The sequence below is a fragment of the Iodobacter fluviatilis genome (genome assembly GCF_004194535.1).
GTDB classification, from domain to species: domain Bacteria; phylum Pseudomonadota; class Gammaproteobacteria; order Burkholderiales; family Chitinibacteraceae; genus Iodobacter; species Iodobacter fluviatilis_A.
Window position 1 is genome coordinate 1,442,149 of the sequence record NZ_CP025781.1, and the last position, 17,637, is coordinate 1,459,785.

A 17,637-nucleotide genomic window follows, 5' to 3' on the forward strand; every position below is an offset into this window, starting at 1 on the left:
CTACTAAGGATCATTCACAGTGCTTATTAAAAGCTCAAGCATAAACGAACCTCACGCTGATCGAGTTAGCCATGTAGATCGGCTTAGCGGCTAGATGTATGAGTTGATCTCGCATAGGTTGTGGTTAGCAGTCTGCGTGCGAGGTTAATCTCACGTAGGTTGGGTTAGTAGCTTTATCGCGTAACCCAACACGCAAACCACAGGTGCTTAGTCATTACGCTAGGGCGCCTTTTTTCCGCCCAAAACAAAACCCCCGCCTCTTTCGAGTACGGGGGTTTTGTTTACGGCTTAGGGTGTCTGGCAATGACCTACTTTCACACAGGTAATCTGCACTATCATCGGCGCTAAGGTGTTTCACTGTCCTGTTCGGGATGGGAAGGAGTGGGGCCACCTCGCTATGGTCGCCAGACTTTAACGGGTTAACTCGTTGTGTGTATTGCTCCACAACGCGTTCAGTTCAATAGAAGAAGTAATAGATTACTTTGTTGCGGTCTCAAATTTAACTCTAATCTGGGTAGATTATACCGTCGCACACACGCGCTTCAGGTTATAGGATCAAGCCTTACGGGCAATTAGTATCGGTTAGCTTAATGCATTACTGCACTTCCACACCCGACCTATCAACGTCCTGGTCTCGAACGACCCTTTAAAAGGCTTAAAGCCTTGGGGAAATCTCATCTTGAGGCGAGTTTCGCGCTTAGATGCTTTCAGCGCTTATCTCTTCCAGATTTAGCTACCCGGCGATGCCACTGGCGTGACAACCGGTACACCAGAGATCTGTCCACTCCGGTCCTCTCGTACTAGGAGCAGCCCCCCTCAAATTTCCAACGCCCACTGCAGATAGGGACCAAACTGTCTCACGACGTTTTGAACCCAGCTCACGTACCACTTTAAATGGCGAACAGCCATACCCTTGGGACCGGCTACAGCCCCAGGATGTGATGAGCCGACATCGAGGTGCCAAACTCCGCCGTCGATGTGAACTCTTGGGCGGAATCAGCCTGTTATCCCCGGAGTACCTTTTATCCGTTGAGCGATGGCCCTTCCATTCAGAACCACCGGATCACTATGTCCTGCTTTCGCACCTGCTCGACTTGTCTGTCTCGCAGTTAAGCCGCCTTATGCCATTACACTATCAGTACGATGTCCGACCGTACCTAGGCGACCTTCGAGCTCCTCCGTTACAATTTGGGAGGAGACCGCCCCAGTCAAACTGACTACCATGCACGGTCCCCGATCCGGATAACGGACCAAGGTTAGAACCTCAAAGGGGTCAGGGTGGTATTTCAAGGTCGGCTCCACGCAGACTAGCGTCCACGCTTCAATGCCTCCCACCTATCCTACACAAACCACTTCAAAGTCCAATGCAAAGCTACAGTAAAGGTTCACGGGGTCTTTCCGTCTAGCAGCGGGGAGATTGCATCTTCACAAACATTTCAACTTCGCTGAGTCTCAGGAGGAGACAGTAGGGCCATCGTTACGCCATTCGTGCGGGTCGGAACTTACCCGACAAGGAATTTCGCTACCTTAGGACCGTTATAGTTACGGCCGCCGTTTACTGGGACTTCAGTCAAGAGCTTGCACCCCATCATTTAATCTTCCAGCACCGGGCAGGCGTCACACCCTATACGTCGTCTTTCGACTTTGCAGAGTGCTGTGTTTTTGATAAACAGTCGCAGCCCCCATTTCTCTGCGACCCATTTCAGCTCCAGCCGCGAGGGCCTTCACTTAATATGGGCTCACCTTCTCCCGAAGTTACGGTGATAATTTGCCGAGTTCCTTCTCCTGAGTTCTCTCAAGCACCTTAGAATTCTCTTCCTACCCACCTGTGTCGGTTTGCGGTACGGTCAATATAAAGCTGAAGCTTAGAGGCTTTTCTTGGAAGCATAGGATCAATCACTTCAGTCCGAGGACTTCGTCGTCACGTCTCAGCGTTATAGCAGCCCGGATTTGCCTAAGCCACACGCCTACTCGCTTAAACCCACTATTCCAACAGTGGGCTGACCTACCTTTCTCCGTCCCCCCATCGCACTTTATATCGGTACGGGAATATTAACCCGTTGTCCATCGACTACGCATTTCTGCCTCGCCTTAGGGGCCGACTCACCCTGCGCCGATGAACGTTGCGCAGGAAACCTTGGGTTTTCGGTGTGCGGGCTTTTCACCCGCATTATCGCTACTCATGTCAGCATTCGCACTTCCGATACCTCCAGCATCCTTCTCAAGACACCTTCGCAGGCCTACGGAACGCTCCTCTACCATATGCACATCGTGCATATTCGCGTCTTCGGTTATCAGTTTGAGCCCCGTTACATCTTCCGCGCAGGACGACTCGACCAGTGAGCTATTACGCTTTCTTTAAATGATGGCTGCTTCTAAGCCAACATCCTGGCTGTCTATGCCTTCCCACCTCGTTTTCCACTTAACTGATTATTTGGGACCTTAGACGGCGATCTGGGTTGTTTCCCTCTTGACCATGGACGTTAGCACCCACAGTCTGTCTCCCATGCTCGCACTTGACGGTATTCAGAGTTTGCCATGGTTTGGTAAGTCGCGATGACCCCCTAGCCATAACAGTGCTTTACCCCCGTCAGTGATACATGAGGCACTACCTAAATAGTTTTCGAGGAGAACCAGCTATTTCCAAGTTTGTTTAGCCTTTCACCCCTATCCACAGCTCATCCCCTAATTTTGCAACATTAGTGGGTTCGGACCTCCACTGCGTTTTACCGCAGCTTCATCCTGGCCATGGATAGATCACTTGGTTTCGGGTCTACGCCCAGCAACTATGCGCCCTATTCGGACTCGGTTTCCCTACGCCTCCCCTACTCGGTTAAGCTTGCTACTGAACGTAAGTCGCTGACCCATTATACAAAAGGTACGCAGTCACCCCATTTTGCAAGGGCTCCCACTGTTTGTATGCATCCGGTTTCAGGTTCTATTTCACTCCCCTCCCGGGGTTCTTTTCGCCTTTCCCTCACGGTACTGGTTCACTATCGGTCGATGATGAGTATTTAGCCTTGGAGGATGGTCCCCCCATCTTCAAACAGGATTTCTCGTGTCCCGCCCTACTTGTCGCATGCTTAGTACCAACCAATCTCTTTCGTGTACGGGGCTATCACCCACTGTCGCCAGACTTTCCAGACTGTTCCACTAAAGTTTGATTTATCACATGCAGGCTCTTCCCATTTCGCTCGCCACTACTTTGGGAATCTCGGTTGATTTCTTTTCCTTCGGCTACTTAGATGTTTCAGTTCGCCGAGTTCGCTCTACATCACCTATGTATTCAGTGATGAGTGACCCAAAAGGGCCGGGTTTCCCCATTCGGATATCACGGGATCAATGCTTATTTGCCAGCTCCCCCGTGCTTTTCGCAGGCTAACGCGTCCTTCTTCGCCTATCATCGCCAAGGCATCCACCAGATGCACTTAGTCGCTTGATCCTATAACCTCAAACACGTATTAACAAAGTTAATACAATTCAAAGTATCTGATTTCGCTTTGTTTGCGACACTTAAACCTCAGTTCTGACTTCGAGATTTAAGTTTTGATACAATCTACCCTTATTTATTTCTAAATTTGAGTATTACTTCTTCTATTTTTTTAAAGATCAAAGATACGTCTTGCTGATTTTAGAAACCAGAAATAAATGATCGTCTCAAGCGATGAATCTCTCTTGAGACAGTGATTTATTTCTATTTTCTGAACTTCATTTTTCCACCACTCTAAAAGAATGGTGGAGGCTAACGGACTCGAACCGTTCACCCCCTGCTTGCAAAGCAGGTGCTCTACCAGATGAGCTAAGCCCCCAATAATTCCGCACATACTCAAATCAAATTGGCTGCTCAATAAATTCATTAAGCAATCACCTTTCTGGCCGCAATAGTCAAGTGAGGCTAGAAATAAAATAACGCCGTGTACGTTTCAGTACACAAGTTATTTTATGACGACGCATCACGCAGGCTAGTGCGGATTAGAATGGTGGGTCAGACAGGAATCGAACCTGTGACCCCCGCCTTATCAAGACGATGCTCTAACCGACTGAGCTACTGACCCAATGTGATTTCGTATCTTCTTTTCTACAGCCGATGAGTGTGAGTACTCAATCCAAAAGACTTCTCTTGAAAGGAGGTGATCCAGCCGCAGGTTCCCCTACGGCTACCTTGTTACGACTTCACCCCAGTCATGAATCCCACCGTGGTAAGCGGCCTCCTTACGGTTAGCCTACCTACTTCTGGTGAAACCCATTCCCATGGTGTGACGGGCGGTGTGTACAAGGCCCGGGAACGTATTCACCGCGACATGCTGATCCGCGATTACTAGCGATTCCGACTTCATGGAGTCGAGTTGCAGACTCCAATCCGGACTACGATCGGTTTTATGAGATTAGCTCCACCTCGCGGCTTGGCAACCCTCTGTACCGACCATTGTATGACGTGTGAAGCCCTAGCCATAAGGGCCATGAGGACTTGACGTCATCCCCACCTTCCTCCGGTTTGTCACCGGCAGTCTCCTTAAAGTGCCCAACTAAATGGTAGCAACTAAGGACAAGGGTTGCGCTCGTTGCGGGACTTAACCCAACATCTCACGACACGAGCTGACGACAGCCATGCAGCACCTGTGTTCAAGTTCCTTGCGGCACTCCCCGATCTCTCAGGGATTCTTGACATGTCAAGGCTAGGTAAGGTTTTTCGCGTTGCATCGAATTAATCCACATCATCCACCGCTTGTGCGGGCCCCCGTCAATTCCTTTGAGTTTTAGCCTTGCGGCCGTACTCCCCAGGCGGTCTACTTCACGCGTTAGCTGCGTTACTAAGGAACGAATTCCCCAACAACTAGTAGACATCGTTTAGGGCGTGGACTACCAGGGTATCTAATCCTGTTTGCTCCCCACGCTTTCGTGCATGAGTGTCAGTATTAGCCCAGGGGGTTGCCTTCGCCATCGGTGTTCCTCCGCATCTCTACGCATTTCACTGCTACACGCGGAATTCCACCCCCCTCTGCCATACTCTAGTTGACCAGTTTGCAATGCAATTCCCAGGTTGAGCCCGGGGCTTTCACATCACACTTAATCAACCACCTGCGCACCCTTTACGCCCAGTAATTCCGATTAACGCTTGGACCCTACGTATTACCGCGGCTGCTGGCACGTAGTTAGCCGGTCCTTATTCTTCCGGTACTGTCATCCCCAAGAGGTATTAGCCCCTAGGATTTCCTCCCGAACAAAAGCGCTTTACAACCCGAAGGCCTTCTTCACGCACGCGGCATTGCTGGATCAGGCTTGCGCCCATTGTCCAAGATTCCCCACTGCTGCCTCCCGTAGGAGTCTGGACCGTGTCTCAGTTCCAGTGTGGCGGATCGTCCTCTAAGACCCGCTACAGATCGTCGCCTTGGTGAGCCTTTACCTCACCAACTAGCTAATCTGATATCGGCCGCTCTAATAACGAGAGGTCTTGCGATCCCCCTCTTTCCCCCTCAGGGCGTATGCGGTATTAGCTATCCTTTCGGATAGTTATCCCCCATTACTAGGTACGTTCCGATATATTACTCACCCGTTCGCCACTCGTCAGCGGTGCAAGCACCCTGTTACCGTTCGACTTGCATGTGTAAAGCATGCCGCCAGCGTTCAATCTGAGCCAGGATCAAACTCTTTAGTTTAATCGCTAAGCTAGTACTTACTGGCTTACTTTATTCGGCACATCCATCGCTGAATGCGCCTTACTAATGCAAGCACTTGTTTCGCTTCCGAATCAAGCACTCACACTCATCGACTGTATTTTTTTAAAGATCATTCGCTGCGGCTAGAACACCGTGTTGCTGTGTGTGCTGCAGCGAGAGGCCGAAATATACGGGCCTTGGCCTGTGAGGTCAACCACTACCGCACAAAAAAAGCGTAGTAATAGGCTAAGTGGTTGATTTAAATAAGCTGTATTTGTAAGCAGAAACACTAGCTACAAAACAAACAATCTACGCGATGATGCCGCCCCCCAAACAGACCTCACCATCGTATAAAACTACTGATTGCCCAGGAGTGACTGCCCATTGCGCTTCATCGAAACGCAACTCACAACGGCCATCTTCTATCCAGAGCAACTCACATGCAGCATCTTGCTGGCGATAGCGTGTTTTTGCAGTATAGCGACCTAGCGCTGGTGACTCACCTAGGACCCAAGAAAGGTCTTGCGCCTGTAAAGTACTTTTAAGTAGCAATGGATGATCATGACCTTGCACCACAATCAGCTCATTTTTAGCCATATCCTTGCCAGCAACAAACCAAGGTGCACCCTCCCCGCCAATACCCAAACCTTGGCGCTGACCGATAGTGTGATACATCAAACCCATATGTTCGCCCATGTGTTTACCCTCTGGAGTAACCATAGGCCCTGGCACTTTAGGTAAGTAGCGATTAAGAAACTCACGGAACGGACGCTCACCAATAAAGCAGATACCGGTGCTGTCTTTTTTCTTGGCGTTATGCAGGCCAATTTTCTCTGCCAACTCACGCACTTCTGTTTTCAGCATATTGCCCAGCGGAAAAACAGCATGAGCAACTTGCTCTTGGCTGAGCTTATAGAGAAAGTAACTTTGATCTTTACTGGAATCTTTAGCGCGAAGCAGCTCTGTACGGCCATCTGAGCGGACTCGATTTGAAGCGTAATGTCCCGTTGCCAGCTTAGTGCCCCCTAATTTGATCGCGTAATCAAGAAAGCACTTAAATTTAATTTCGCTATTGCACAAGATATCTGGGTTTGGCGTTCGACCAACCGAGTACTCGGCCAAAAAATAGCTGAACACTCGTTCTTTATATTCTTGGGCGAAATTAACCAGCTCGATCTCAACCCCTACTTTATCCGCAACCGAGATTGCATCCAGGCTGTCTTCTTTGATCGAACAATACTCATCAGTATTATCGTCTTCCCAGTTTTGCATAAAGACGCCAACTACGTCGAAGCCCTGCTCCTTTAAGAGCCACGCTGTCACCGAGGAATCTACCCCACCAGAAAGCCCTACTACAATTTTGTCAGACATACTCATATTCCAGTAAACGTACTACGATCGTTTCAGCGATCAAAATCACGCAAAATCTCTAGCGGATAACGGCGTCCCGCCAAATAATCATCAATGCACTCTAGCAATAAGGGACTGCGATGCTGGCTAACACGAGCCACAATCTCTTCACGCGTCAACCAAACAGCTCGTTCAATATCTGAATCCAAAGCTCGTCCTTCATCAACCCCAATTACGACACCACTAAAGGAGAAACGAAGATATGTTAACTCCGGCTGTTCGCGCGGCGACCATTGATAAATACCAAGCAAGGCTCGAGGTTCGAAATAATGCGCCGTTTCTTCTAGTGTTTCTCTAATGGCAGCATCAACAATACTTTCCCCATATTCAATATGACCCGCAGGCTGATTAAGTTTTAACTCGCCGTGAATAAGTTCTTCCACCAACAAAAAGCGCCCGTCTTTTTCAATGACTGCGGCGACGGTGGCATTAGGCTTCCACATTGCAGCTCCTGCATTCATTCGTTATTAGCGCGTTTTATTCGGACCGCGACGGCCACGCTGCTTAGGTTTTGTCGTGACCTCGGCTGGGTGATGTTGCCGAGGGGCCACAACAAACTCTTCACGCCATGCACCCAAAGGCAAATGATCTAAAGTCCAATCACCAATTGCATAGCGTACCAATCGCAAGGTAGGAAACCCTACTTTGGCAGTCATGCGTCGCACCTGACGATTTTTGCCCTCGCGGATAATGATTTCAAGCCACGTCGTCGGCACACTTGCACGAAAACGTACCGGCGGTACTCGCACCCATAATTGCGCAGGTTCTTCAATAATTCTGACTTGAGCCGGTAGAGTTGTAAAATCCCCCAGATTAACGCCTGTCAATAAAGGCAGCAAATCCAACTCAGTCGGGCTACCCTCTACCTGCACCCAATAAGTTTTTGCCAGCTTGTGTTTGGGGTCAGCAATTTTAGCCTGCAATGGCCCTGAATCTGTTAAAAGCAACAAGCCTTCAGAATCAGTATCTAAACGTCCCGCTGGATAAACGTCCTTAATAGGAACAAAATCAGCCAGCGAAGCATGCGGCGGCGAAGGTGAAAACTGGCAAATCACCCCGTAAGGTTTATTTAAAAGAATAAGCTTTGGCATAGCGACTTGGCAGTATTGCTACAAAACAGCGATAATAGGCTGTTTTTTCGTTGGCGCTCCACAAGAAATTCACAATACCAGCCGACAAAACGCGACAAACCACTCGACACAACAGGAATGAACAGATGAGCCTGATCAAAGTTCCGCAGGATGGCGCGAAAATCGTCCAAAACCTTGCGACTCCAGATAATCCAATTATCCCATTTATCGAAGGTGATGGCATTGGCGTAGATATCACCCCCGTGATGATCGACGTTGTCGACGCTGCGGTAAAGAAATGTTACGGCAGTGGCCGTAAGATTCACTGGATGGAAATCTATTGCGGTGAAAAAGCATCTAAATTGTATCCGGATGGCACTTACCTGCCAGACGAAACCTTGGCCGCACTGCAAGAATACGTAGTATCGATCAAAGGCCCTCTAGCAACTCCAGTTGGCGGCGGTATTCGCTCACTCAACGTAGCACTGCGCCAGCAACTTGACCTCTACGTTTGCCTGCGTCCAGTTCGCTACTTCCAAGGCGTTCCATCCCCAGTGAAGCATCCAGAATTGATCGAAATGGTCATTTTCCGTGAAAACACCGAAGACATCTACGCCGGTATCGAGTGGGATGCTCAATCTGAAGGCGCGAAAAAAGTCATCAACTTTTTGCAAAATGAAATGGGCGTGAAAAAAATTCGCTTCCCAGAAACATCGAGCATTGGCATCAAACCAGTAAGCAAAGATGGTACTGAGCGCCTTGTACGTCGAGCTATCCAATACGCAATCGACAACAATCGCAAGAGTGTTACCTTGGTTCACAAGGGAAACATTATGAAATACACCGAAGGCATGTTCCGCACCTGGGGCTATGAATTAGCCAAAAAAGAATTTGGCGGTGTAGAGATTGATGGCGGCCCATACCTTGAGCTACCAAATGGCATCGTGATTAAAGACGTCATTGCTGACGCATTTTTACAGCAAATCTTGTTACGTCCTGCCGAATATGATGTTATCGCCACATTAAACTTGAATGGCGACTACATCTCAGATGCACTCGCGGCACAAGTTGGCGGTATCGGCATTGCTCCTGGTGCAAACTTGTCGGATAGCGTTGCTATGTTTGAAGCTACACACGGCACGGCGCCAAAGTACTCCGGCCAAGACAAGGTAAATCCTGGCTCATTGCTGCTATCCGCAGAAATGATGTTACGTCACATGGGCTGGAAAGAAGCGGCTGACTTAATTATTACTGCCATGGAAAAAACCATCGCGGATAAGATCGTTACTTACGACTTTGCCCGCCTAATGGACAATCCAACAGAAGTAAGCTGCTCAGGCTTTGGCAAGGCAATCATTGAACGTATGTAATCACTGATTCAGCCCTAAGACCCCCGCTTCGGTGGGGTTTTTATTGGCTGTAGCATATAAATCAGAAAATACAGACGCAAAAAAACCCCGCCTTAGCGGGGTTTTGATCACCAGCAGCTAATTAAGCAGCTTGGATGTTAGAGGCTTGTTTGCCTTTAGCACCATTGGTGATATCGAAAGAAACGCGCTGGCCTTCTTTCAGTGTTTTAAAGCCTGGCATGTTGATCGCTGAGAAGTGAGCGAAGATGTCTTCGCCGCCTTCGTCTGGAGTCACAAAGCCGAAACCTTTAGAATCATTGAACCACTTTACGGTACCTAGAGCCATTTTGGCACTTCCTATCTAAACAGTGAAACATGGACTACTCCAGTATGGAGCCCCAACCAAGGGATAGTCCGAAAATACCCGCCTAAGCGGGATACCCATCACCTAGCTACGATTAAGCAGCCTGGATGTTAGAGGCTTGTTTGCCTTTAGCACCGTTGGTGATCTCAAAAGAGACACGTTGGCCTTCTTTTAAGGTTTTGAAGCCTGGCATGTTAATCGCGGAGAAGTGAGCGAAAATGTCTTCGCCGCCTTCGTCTGGAGTAACAAAGCCGAAGCCTTTGGAATCATTGAACCACTTAACAGTGCCCAGAGCCATTTGGGGTCTTTCCTATCAACTTGTAAAACATGAACCGCCTCTTTAAGAGGCACCATGAGGTTTGAGGTCCAAGACCAGCAAAACGGCCAAACCGGTACTGCAGAAACTTGTACATCAAACTCGAGCCACCTTTTTACGCGACTTTTACACCGAAGGTCAAGTAAAATTCTAAAAGTGGCGACGCGTATTAAATAAAAAACCACACTCAAAAACAAGCAAACACACCATCCACCCACGTTGATGCAGATCAGAGCTTGAAAAAGAGCGTGGGAGGACCAAAATGATTACAAACCACACAAATTGGTAGCAAAATGCCTGCACAGCATCAAACCGATGCCGAACTTAATCAGCAATCGATACTCTCACCACCACCCGCTTTGTGGCGCGTACTGCTGTTAAATGATGACTTTACACCGATGGATTTTGTCATCAATGTTTTAGAAAAATTTTTTGGAATGAACCGTGAACGAGCAACGCAGGTTATGCTTAAGGTTCACACAGAAGGGCGCGGGATGTGTGGGATTTTTCCTAAAGACATTGCGTCCACTAAGGTCGCAGAAGTCAGCCAATATTCCAGGCAACATCAGCAGCCACTGCAATGCACAATGGAGGTGAACGAATGATTGCCCAAGAACTTGAAGTCAGCCTCCACATGGCCTTTACGGATGCGAGGCAAAAGCGCCACGAGTACATTACAGTGGAACATCTTTTACTTGCGCTGCTAGACAACCCATCTGCAGCAGAAGTGCTGCGCGCATGCGGCGCGCACATGGATGAGCTACGTCGCCAACTTGGCGACTTTGTAAAAGAACATACTCCGGTCGTTTCAGGCGATAGCGAAGTTGAAACCCAGCCTACCATTGGTTTTCAACGCGTCATACAACGCGCTATATTGCACGTGCAATCATCAGGAAAGAAAGAAGTAACGGGTGCCAATGTACTTGTTGCCATCTTTGGAGAAAAAGACAGCCACGCGGTTTATTATCTTCATCAACAAGCGATTACACGCTTGGACGTTGTCAATTTTATTGCTCATGGCATCGCAAAATCGGCCAGCGCACAGCAGCCCATTCCACGTACAGAACAAAACGAAGAACACGAAGAAGAAACAACCACAGGGGGAGCTCTCAGCAGCTTCACTGAAAACCTAAATCAGCAAGCGATTGCAGGCCGAATTGACCCGCTTATTGGGCGTGAGCATGAGTTGGAGCGCGTCATTCAGACACTATGCCGTCGTCGCAAAAACAACCCTCTGCTCGTAGGAGAGGCTGGCGTGGGCAAAACAGCCATTGCCGAAGGATTAGCGCGCCGTATTGTTGAAGGAAACGTGCCTGACATCCTTAAAGATGCAACAGTTTACGGCCTTGATATGGGTGCACTCCTTGCGGGAACTAAATATCGTGGCGACTTTGAGCAACGCCTTAAAGCCGTAATCAAACAACTACAAGAAGAACGAAATGCGGTGCTGTTCATTGATGAAATTCATACACTGGTCGGTGCCGGTGCAGCTTCTGGCGGCACCTTAGACGCCTCTAATTTATTAAAGCCGGCCCTATCTAATGGCACATTAAAATGCATTGGTGCAACGACTTATACCGAATACCGTGGTATTTTTGAAAAAGACAACGCTTTATCACGTCGCTTCCAAAAAATTGATGTCCCCGAGCCAACCGTCGAACAAACAATTGAGATTTTAAAAGGCTTGAAAGATAAATTTGAGCAACACCACGGCGTAAAATACACCTTGGCCGCACTCACAACGGCTGCAGAGCTTTCTGCCAAATACATCAATGACCGTCACTTACCCGATAAAGCAATTGATGTCATTGACGAGGCGGGTGCGGCACAAAAGATTTTGCCTAAATCCAAGCAAAAGAAAACCATTAACAAACACGAAATCGAAGAAATCGTGGCTAAAATTGCACGTATTCCTCCAAAGAGTGTCTCAACCAACGATCGCAACACCCTTAAAACACTGGAAAGTGATCTTAAGCACGTCGTATTTGGCCAAGAGAAAGCCATTGAATCGGTAGCAACTTCGATAAAAATGGCAAGAGCAGGTCTAGGAAACCCACAAAAACCCATTGGTGCTTTCTTATTTAGCGGCCCAACTGGCGTAGGAAAAACCGAGGTGGCCCGCCAATTGGCTTACACGATGGGTATTGAACTACTACGCTTTGATATGTCCGAATATATGGAGCGCCACGCGGTTAGCCGTTTAATTGGCGCGCCTCCGGGCTATGTTGGTTTTGAGCAGGGCGGCCTACTCACCGAGGCGATTACCAAACACCCATATGCCGTATTACTGCTAGATGAAATCGAAAAAGCGCACCCAGATATCTTTAACGTGTTGTTACAAGTGATGGATCATGGCACGTTAACCGATAACAATGGACGCAAGGCTGACTTTAGAAATGTCGTTATTGTTATGACCACTAATACCGGCGCGGAAACACTCACAAAATCAGTAATTGGTTTTACAACGAGCAAGCAAACGGGCGATGAGATGCAAGAAATTAAGCGCATGTTTACGCCAGAATTCCGCAACCGCTTGGATGCGATTATTCCATTTGCACCGCTTTCGCACGAAATCATTATGCAAGTTGTAGATAAATTCCTCATTCAACTTGAAGTTCAGCTGCAGGAAAAGAAAGTAGAAGCACACTTTACTCCCGCGTTGAAAACGCACCTTGCCGCCGAAGGCTTTGACCCAATGATGGGGGCTAGGCCAATGGCAAGGCTGATTCAAGATACCATTAGGAAAGCGCTTGCCGATGAGCTGCTATTTGGTCGATTAATACATGGCGGCGAAGTGACTATCGATATTGATGATAATGGAAAAGTTAGCCTAGATATCTCCAATAAAGAAGCCATCCCAGCTTAAGATCTATGACATAAAAAGCCCCCCATCCAGCTTTGGATGGGGGGCTTTTTATGAACCTCATTCCTACATAACCAAGCCAAATAATTACACCTGTTGCTGTACCACAACAGTTTGAGCAGGCATTGGTACTGGAAATCCAGCAGCAGCCAAGCTTTCTTTAATCATGCGATTAGTATCAAAATAGACTTGCCAATAATGATCATTATGGCAATATGGGCGCACTACCAAGACAGGCCCAACCAAATTAAATTCAAGAATTTCTACATCGACCTTAGGCTCAGCCAATACATTAGGGATGGCGGTAATCTTATCACGCAACACCTGCATTGCTGCAACATGATCAGCACTCCCAGCCAATTGAGCCTTTAAATCAACTCTGCGAAATGGATTCAAAGTGAAATTCTGAATATTGTCAGAAAAAATCTTATTGTTTCCAACCAAAGTCATCACATTATCTGGCGTATTAATCATAGTAGAAAACAAACCAATTTCGCTTACTGTCCCTACAATCCCTCCCACCGCCACAAAATCACCCACCTTAAACGGCCGTAATACAATAATAAAAGCACCTGCGGCAAAGTTAGCCAATAAGCCGGACCACGCCATACCAATTGCAATACCACCAGCGGCAATTAGCGCTGCGAATGTTGTCGTTTGAATACCACAGTAGCCCAATATACCAATCACGAGCAAGATATTCAAAGTAACCGTAATGACTGAGCCCACATATCGCAATACAGTAGGATCAACCCTTTGCTTACTTAAAGAGTTTTGCACCAAACGAACGGCAAAACCGATCAGCCAGCGACCAATCACCCAAAAAGCAATCGCGGCAAAGATTTTCACCCCGAACTCTGTTACATAACCCATAGCAAGTTCTTGATACTTCTGCGCCCAAGTTGTATCCATTCTATATCTCCGCTAGCCGCCAAACGGCGGATTGACTATGAGATTAGCATACAGAGATTATTCTTATGAACGAGAACCACGCGGATGATGTTCTTTATGCAAAGATTTCAAACGAGCCGATGCAACATGAGTATAAATTTGCGTAGTTGTGATATCAGCGTGCCCTAGCAACATTTGCACCACCCGCAAATCAGCGCCATGATTTAACAAATGCGTGGCAAATGCATGCCTTAAAACGTGTGGGCTTAAATGACTCGCATCAATACCCGCCGCTGCAGCATACTGCTTAATGATGTACCAAAACCCTTGCCGAGTAAGCGGATGCCCACGCTGGTTAACAAAGGCCTCAGCCACCTGATGCACTCCAACCAACAAAGGTCGAGAATGGGCCAAATATTGTTCAACCCAATCAGCAGCCACCTCCCCCATCGGTACTAAACGCTGCTTCCCGCCCTTACCCGCCAAGATTTGCACATAACGTTCACGTAATTTTATTTGCCCTAATGGCAGAGTAACTAACTCAGTCACACGTAAACCGGTAGCGTACATCAGCTCCAGCATAGCCCGATCTCTTAAGCCACTTGCCTGATCAAGCTCTGGAGCCAATAAAAGCGCCTTGATGCGATCCTCATCCAAGGCCTTAGGTAAGGGGCGAATCCGTTTAGGCGCGGTCAGCTCAGCGGTAGGATCAAAACTTGCCTGCCCTGATAAAATCCAGTGTCGATAAAATTTGCGCAAGCTAGCCATACGCCGTGCCAAAGTGGCCGCCTTCATATCGCGGGCCTGCCTAGCTAAAAAAGCTTGCACACACTCCCGATCAGCATTCAGCAGATCACACTGCCGCTCCGCCAACAGCCACTGAGCCCAAATCAGCAAATCACGCCGATAACTATCAATGGTATTTTTAGAAAGCTGATCACTCAGCCAAACAGCATCTAAAAATTCATCAATTAAAAGTAATTGTTCATCCATGCCGCGCTTGCTCATGATTTAGCAACCAGCGCTTTATAGGCAACCAATCCACGCCATTTCGCCCAGCATTAAAACCACCCAAGCCCTTGGCCGCCACAACGCGATGACAAGGAATAAACAAAGGCAAAGGATTTCGACCACAAGCACCTCCTACCGATCGAGGACTGGACTGGATACGCTTGGAAATTTCGCCATAGGTTTGCACATTTCCTACAGGGATCGTCGCAATCTCAGCCAAAACCTTATGTTGATGCGCACTAACCGACAACATAAAAGGCAGATCCAAGACAAACAAAGGATTTTGAAAGTAACAAGCTAACTGACGTGCCGCCTCTACAAGCAAGGGACTTGTTGTCGCCAATAAAGGGGCAGAAGGAGGAAGAAATTCAAGCAAAATCAACTGTGCATCATGCTCGGCTAGCCCCAGAGGCCCGACGGGGCTCGCAATAACCGCATGATAAGCCATGCTTTCGATACGCATAACAACCTCAAACGATCTTTGTTATGGAAACGAAAACGCGGGCACTCGGCCCGCGTTTAAATACTGTTTGCTTAAAAAATTAAGCCGCAGCTTTAGCAACAATCTTACGTGCTGGCAATTTTTCCTTAATACGTGCAGATTTACCTGAACGATCACGGAGGTAGTAAAGCTTAGCACGACGTACATCGCCGCGACGCTTCACTTCAATACCAGCTACCAGTGGTGAGTAAGTTTGGAATGTACGCTCAACACCCATACCGGCAGAAATTTTACGCACGATAAAGGAGCTATTCAGGCCGCGATTACGCTTAGCAATCACAACACCTTCATAAGCCTGCAGACGCTCACGTGTACCTTCCTTAACCTTGACCTGAACGATCACGGTATCGCCAGGGGCGAACTCAGGAATAGTCTTAGCTAAGCGAGCGATTTCTTCTTGCTCAAGTATTTGAATCAAATCCATGGGGTATTACTCCAATGTGAAGCTTGTTCCTTCAAAGGTGGTCAAACCACCTGATCTTGGCTTATCACCAGATCCGCCTTAAATTCGGCCAGAAGACGAGCTTCCTCTTTTGATAGCTGTCGCTCTTTTAACAAGTCAGGCCTACGCAAAAGCGTTCGACCCAAAGACTGTTTTAAGCGCCAGCGCCGTATCAATGCATGATTTCCTGAAAGTAAGACTTCCGGTACGTTCATACCTAGATAATTTTCGGGACGGGTGTAATGCGGGCAATCCAGCAACCCATCCACAAATGAATCTTCTTCTGCACTCGCTGCGGTATTAAGCACACCAGGCAATTGGCGAATGATGGCATCCATCAATACCATTGCAGGCAGCTCTCCACCCGAAAGCACATAATCACCTACCGAGATTTCCTCGTCGATCTGGCGATCTAGCAAACGCTCATCTACACCTTCATAACGACCACATAACAAAACCAGACCCGGCTTTTTTGCTAGCTCTAGCACTTTATCATGCGTTAATGTCGCCCCTTGGGGAGATAAATAAACGGTATGCGTTATAGCAATACCAGCCTCACGCTGCCTATTTTTAGCGGCTTCCAGCGCGCTTTCTAGCGGCTCTGGCAACATCACCATACCGGGGCCACCACCATACGGCCGATCGTCCACAGTGCGGTGTTTGTCTATAGTGAAATCGCGTGGATTCCAACTGATTAGTTCAAACAAACCTAATTCAACCGCTCGCCGAGTAATTCCATGACGAGTGATCGCCTCAAACATCTCTGGAAACAAAGTAATCACATCAAAGTGATTTACCTCAGCCCTAGTAATCAAGGCCCCAATCCACAGAGATTGTTTTAGCAGCAAGATCAACCTTAAGCACAACATGAGGTACAAAAGGCAGCAGACGTTCGGTCTGGCCATCTTTTACAACGATCACATCGTTAGCTCCGGTTTCAAACAAGTTATCCACAACACCCAGCTTCTCACCTTGCTCATTGATGACATCTAGACCGATTAAATCGACCCAGTAATATTCATCAGCAGCAGGTACTGGCAGCAGGCTGCGTGAAACTGCAATTTTACAACTCTTTAACGCAAATGCCGCATCGCGATCATTTACACCTTCAAGTTGAGCTGCAAGTTTCTTGGTATGAACTTGGCCTTGAACAAGCGTATAAGCTTGCCATTGACCCTCCTGACCGATCCACCAAGTGTCGTAGTCAAAAAGACTATCGGCATCTTCAGTATCACCTACCAGATTGATCCAGCCATGAATACCAAAAGCCCCACTCACGTAACCCATGATCAAAAGATCATCTGGCACTGATAATGAAGCACGCTTTTGCGTAGTCACGGCTTGAATCAAGCAGCAACAGCAGCTGGTTTGTAGCTCTTCAGCAACTTGGCAACGGAGTCAGAAGCTTGCGCACCAACGCCTACCCAGTAACTTACGCGGTCCATAGCTAGACGCACGCCTTCTTCGCCATCTTTAGCGAGTGGGTTGTAAAAGCCAAGACGCTCAACAAAGCGACCGTCACGACGATTACGGGAGTCGGTTACAACAACGTTGTAAAACGGACGGTTTTTAGCACCGCCGCGGGAAAGACGAATAACAACCATGGCATTAAACCCAATAATGGAGATTAATTTAAAGGGGTTCGATTATGAAACAAAAACTCAAACCCCGCAAGAATAACCGGCAAAAGTACAGTAAAAACAATCACGTTGTAAAGCTTAACGTGATATTCGGCAGCCGGTCAGGAGCGAATTTTAATAAA

15 protein-coding genes, 2 tRNA genes and 3 rRNA genes are annotated in these 17,637 nt (G+C 47.8%); 3 read left to right on the forward strand and 17 right to left on the reverse strand.

The window, feature by feature from the left end; genetic code table 11:
- Positions 1-295: 295 nt before the first annotated feature.
- The 8 genes from rrf to C1H71_RS06360 form a co-directional block, all read right to left on the reverse strand.
- Positions 296-409: ribosomal RNA gene (gene rrf / locus C1H71_RS06325) — 5S ribosomal RNA — on the reverse strand.
- Between the two features lie 142 nt (positions 410-551).
- A 23S ribosomal RNA gene (locus C1H71_RS06330) occupies positions 552-3,442 on the reverse strand.
- Between the two features lie 291 nt (positions 3,443-3,733).
- Positions 3,734-3,809: transfer RNA gene (locus C1H71_RS06335), tRNA-Ala, on the reverse strand.
- A gap of 169 nt (positions 3,810-3,978) precedes the next feature.
- A tRNA-Ile gene (locus C1H71_RS06340) sits at positions 3,979-4,055 on the reverse strand.
- Positions 4,056-4,123: 68 nt separating this feature from the next.
- Positions 4,124-5,657 (reverse strand): 16S ribosomal RNA (locus C1H71_RS06345).
- The 16S, 23S and 5S rRNA genes sit together here with 2 tRNA genes alongside, the layout of an rRNA operon.
- 309 nt (positions 5,658-5,966) lie before the next feature.
- Positions 5,967-7,034, reverse strand: a complete 1,068-nt coding sequence (mnmA, locus tag C1H71_RS06350) for a tRNA 2-thiouridine(34) synthase MnmA (RefSeq protein WP_130105807.1) — start codon at positions 7,032-7,034, stop codon at positions 5,967-5,969.
- A gap of 26 nt (positions 7,035-7,060) precedes the next feature.
- Positions 7,061-7,510, reverse strand: a complete 450-nt coding sequence (locus tag C1H71_RS06355; RefSeq protein WP_130105808.1) for an NUDIX hydrolase — start codon at positions 7,508-7,510, stop codon at positions 7,061-7,063.
- Between the two features lie 24 nt (positions 7,511-7,534).
- Entirely contained in the window at positions 7,535-8,158 is a 624-nt protein-coding gene (locus tag C1H71_RS06360; RefSeq protein WP_130105809.1) for a pseudouridine synthase, read from the reverse strand.
- A gap of 125 nt (positions 8,159-8,283) precedes the next feature.
- Here C1H71_RS06360 and icd point away from each other — a divergent pair, with 125 nt between their 5' ends.
- A complete protein-coding gene (gene icd, locus C1H71_RS06365; RefSeq protein WP_130105810.1) occupies positions 8,284-9,507 on the forward strand; it encodes an NADP-dependent isocitrate dehydrogenase in 1,224 nt (407 codons plus the stop codon).
- Positions 9,508-9,628: 121 nt separating this feature from the next.
- On the opposite strand, the gene C1H71_RS06370 is transcribed toward icd, so the two are convergent.
- Both C1H71_RS06370 and C1H71_RS06375 read right to left on the reverse strand, forming a co-directional pair.
- A complete protein-coding gene (locus tag C1H71_RS06370; RefSeq protein ID WP_046351602.1) occupies positions 9,629-9,832 on the reverse strand; it encodes a cold-shock protein in 204 nt (67 codons plus the stop codon).
- A gap of 112 nt (positions 9,833-9,944) precedes the next feature.
- On the reverse strand, positions 9,945-10,148 hold the full coding sequence (locus tag C1H71_RS06375) for a cold-shock protein (protein WP_046351601.1): 204 nt from the start codon (positions 10,146-10,148) through the stop codon (positions 9,945-9,947).
- Positions 10,149-10,459: 311 nt separating this feature from the next.
- On the opposite strand from C1H71_RS06375, the gene clpS reads away from it, so the two are divergent.
- Together clpS and clpA are read left to right on the forward strand one after the other, a co-directional pair.
- Positions 10,460-10,771, forward strand: coding sequence for an ATP-dependent Clp protease adapter ClpS (gene clpS, locus C1H71_RS06380; RefSeq protein WP_130105811.1), 312 nt, complete (start codon positions 10,460-10,462; stop codon positions 10,769-10,771).
- Positions 10,768-13,032: an ATP-dependent Clp protease ATP-binding subunit ClpA gene (clpA, locus tag C1H71_RS06385; protein WP_130105812.1), complete on the forward strand. Its 2,265-nt coding sequence runs from the start codon at positions 10,768-10,770 to the stop codon at positions 13,030-13,032. The genes clpS and clpA overlap by 4 nt, the downstream gene beginning before the upstream one ends.
- An 84-nt stretch (positions 13,033-13,116) precedes the next feature.
- Here the strand turns inward: clpA and C1H71_RS06390 are convergent, their stop codons facing one another.
- The 7 genes from C1H71_RS06390 to rpsP all read right to left on the reverse strand — a co-directional run bounded on the left by C1H71_RS06390 (position 13,117) and on the right by rpsP (position 17,479).
- A complete protein-coding gene (locus tag C1H71_RS06390; RefSeq protein WP_130105813.1) occupies positions 13,117-13,941 on the reverse strand; it encodes a mechanosensitive ion channel family protein in 825 nt (274 codons plus the stop codon).
- Between the two features lie 63 nt (positions 13,942-14,004).
- Positions 14,005-14,928: a site-specific tyrosine recombinase XerD gene (xerD, locus tag C1H71_RS06395; protein ID WP_130105814.1), complete on the reverse strand. Its 924-nt coding sequence runs from the start codon at positions 14,926-14,928 to the stop codon at positions 14,005-14,007.
- Positions 14,906-15,394 (reverse strand): methylated-DNA--[protein]-cysteine S-methyltransferase, encoded by a 489-nt coding sequence (locus C1H71_RS21345; RefSeq protein ID WP_130105815.1) that lies wholly within the window; start codon positions 15,392-15,394, stop codon positions 14,906-14,908. The genes xerD and C1H71_RS21345 overlap by 23 nt, the downstream gene beginning before the upstream one ends.
- A gap of 79 nt (positions 15,395-15,473) precedes the next feature.
- Complete coding sequence (rplS, locus tag C1H71_RS06405) at positions 15,474-15,857, reverse strand: 50S ribosomal protein L19 (RefSeq protein WP_130105816.1); 384 nt, start codon at positions 15,855-15,857, stop codon at positions 15,474-15,476.
- Positions 15,858-15,898: 41 nt separating this feature from the next.
- Positions 15,899-16,690, reverse strand: a complete 792-nt coding sequence (gene trmD, locus C1H71_RS06410; RefSeq protein ID WP_262488406.1) for a tRNA (guanosine(37)-N1)-methyltransferase TrmD — start codon at positions 16,688-16,690, stop codon at positions 15,899-15,901.
- A complete protein-coding gene (rimM, locus tag C1H71_RS06415) occupies positions 16,680-17,213 on the reverse strand; it encodes a ribosome maturation factor RimM (protein WP_262488407.1) in 534 nt (177 codons plus the stop codon). Before rimM ends, trmD begins: the two co-directional genes overlap by 11 nt.
- 8 nt (positions 17,214-17,221) lie before the next feature.
- The gene (gene rpsP / locus C1H71_RS06420) at positions 17,222-17,479 is read right to left on the reverse strand and encodes a 30S ribosomal protein S16 (protein ID WP_130105818.1); all 258 of its coding nucleotides are present in this window, start codon (positions 17,477-17,479) and stop codon (positions 17,222-17,224) included.
- Between the last annotated feature and the right edge of the window lie 158 nt (positions 17,480-17,637).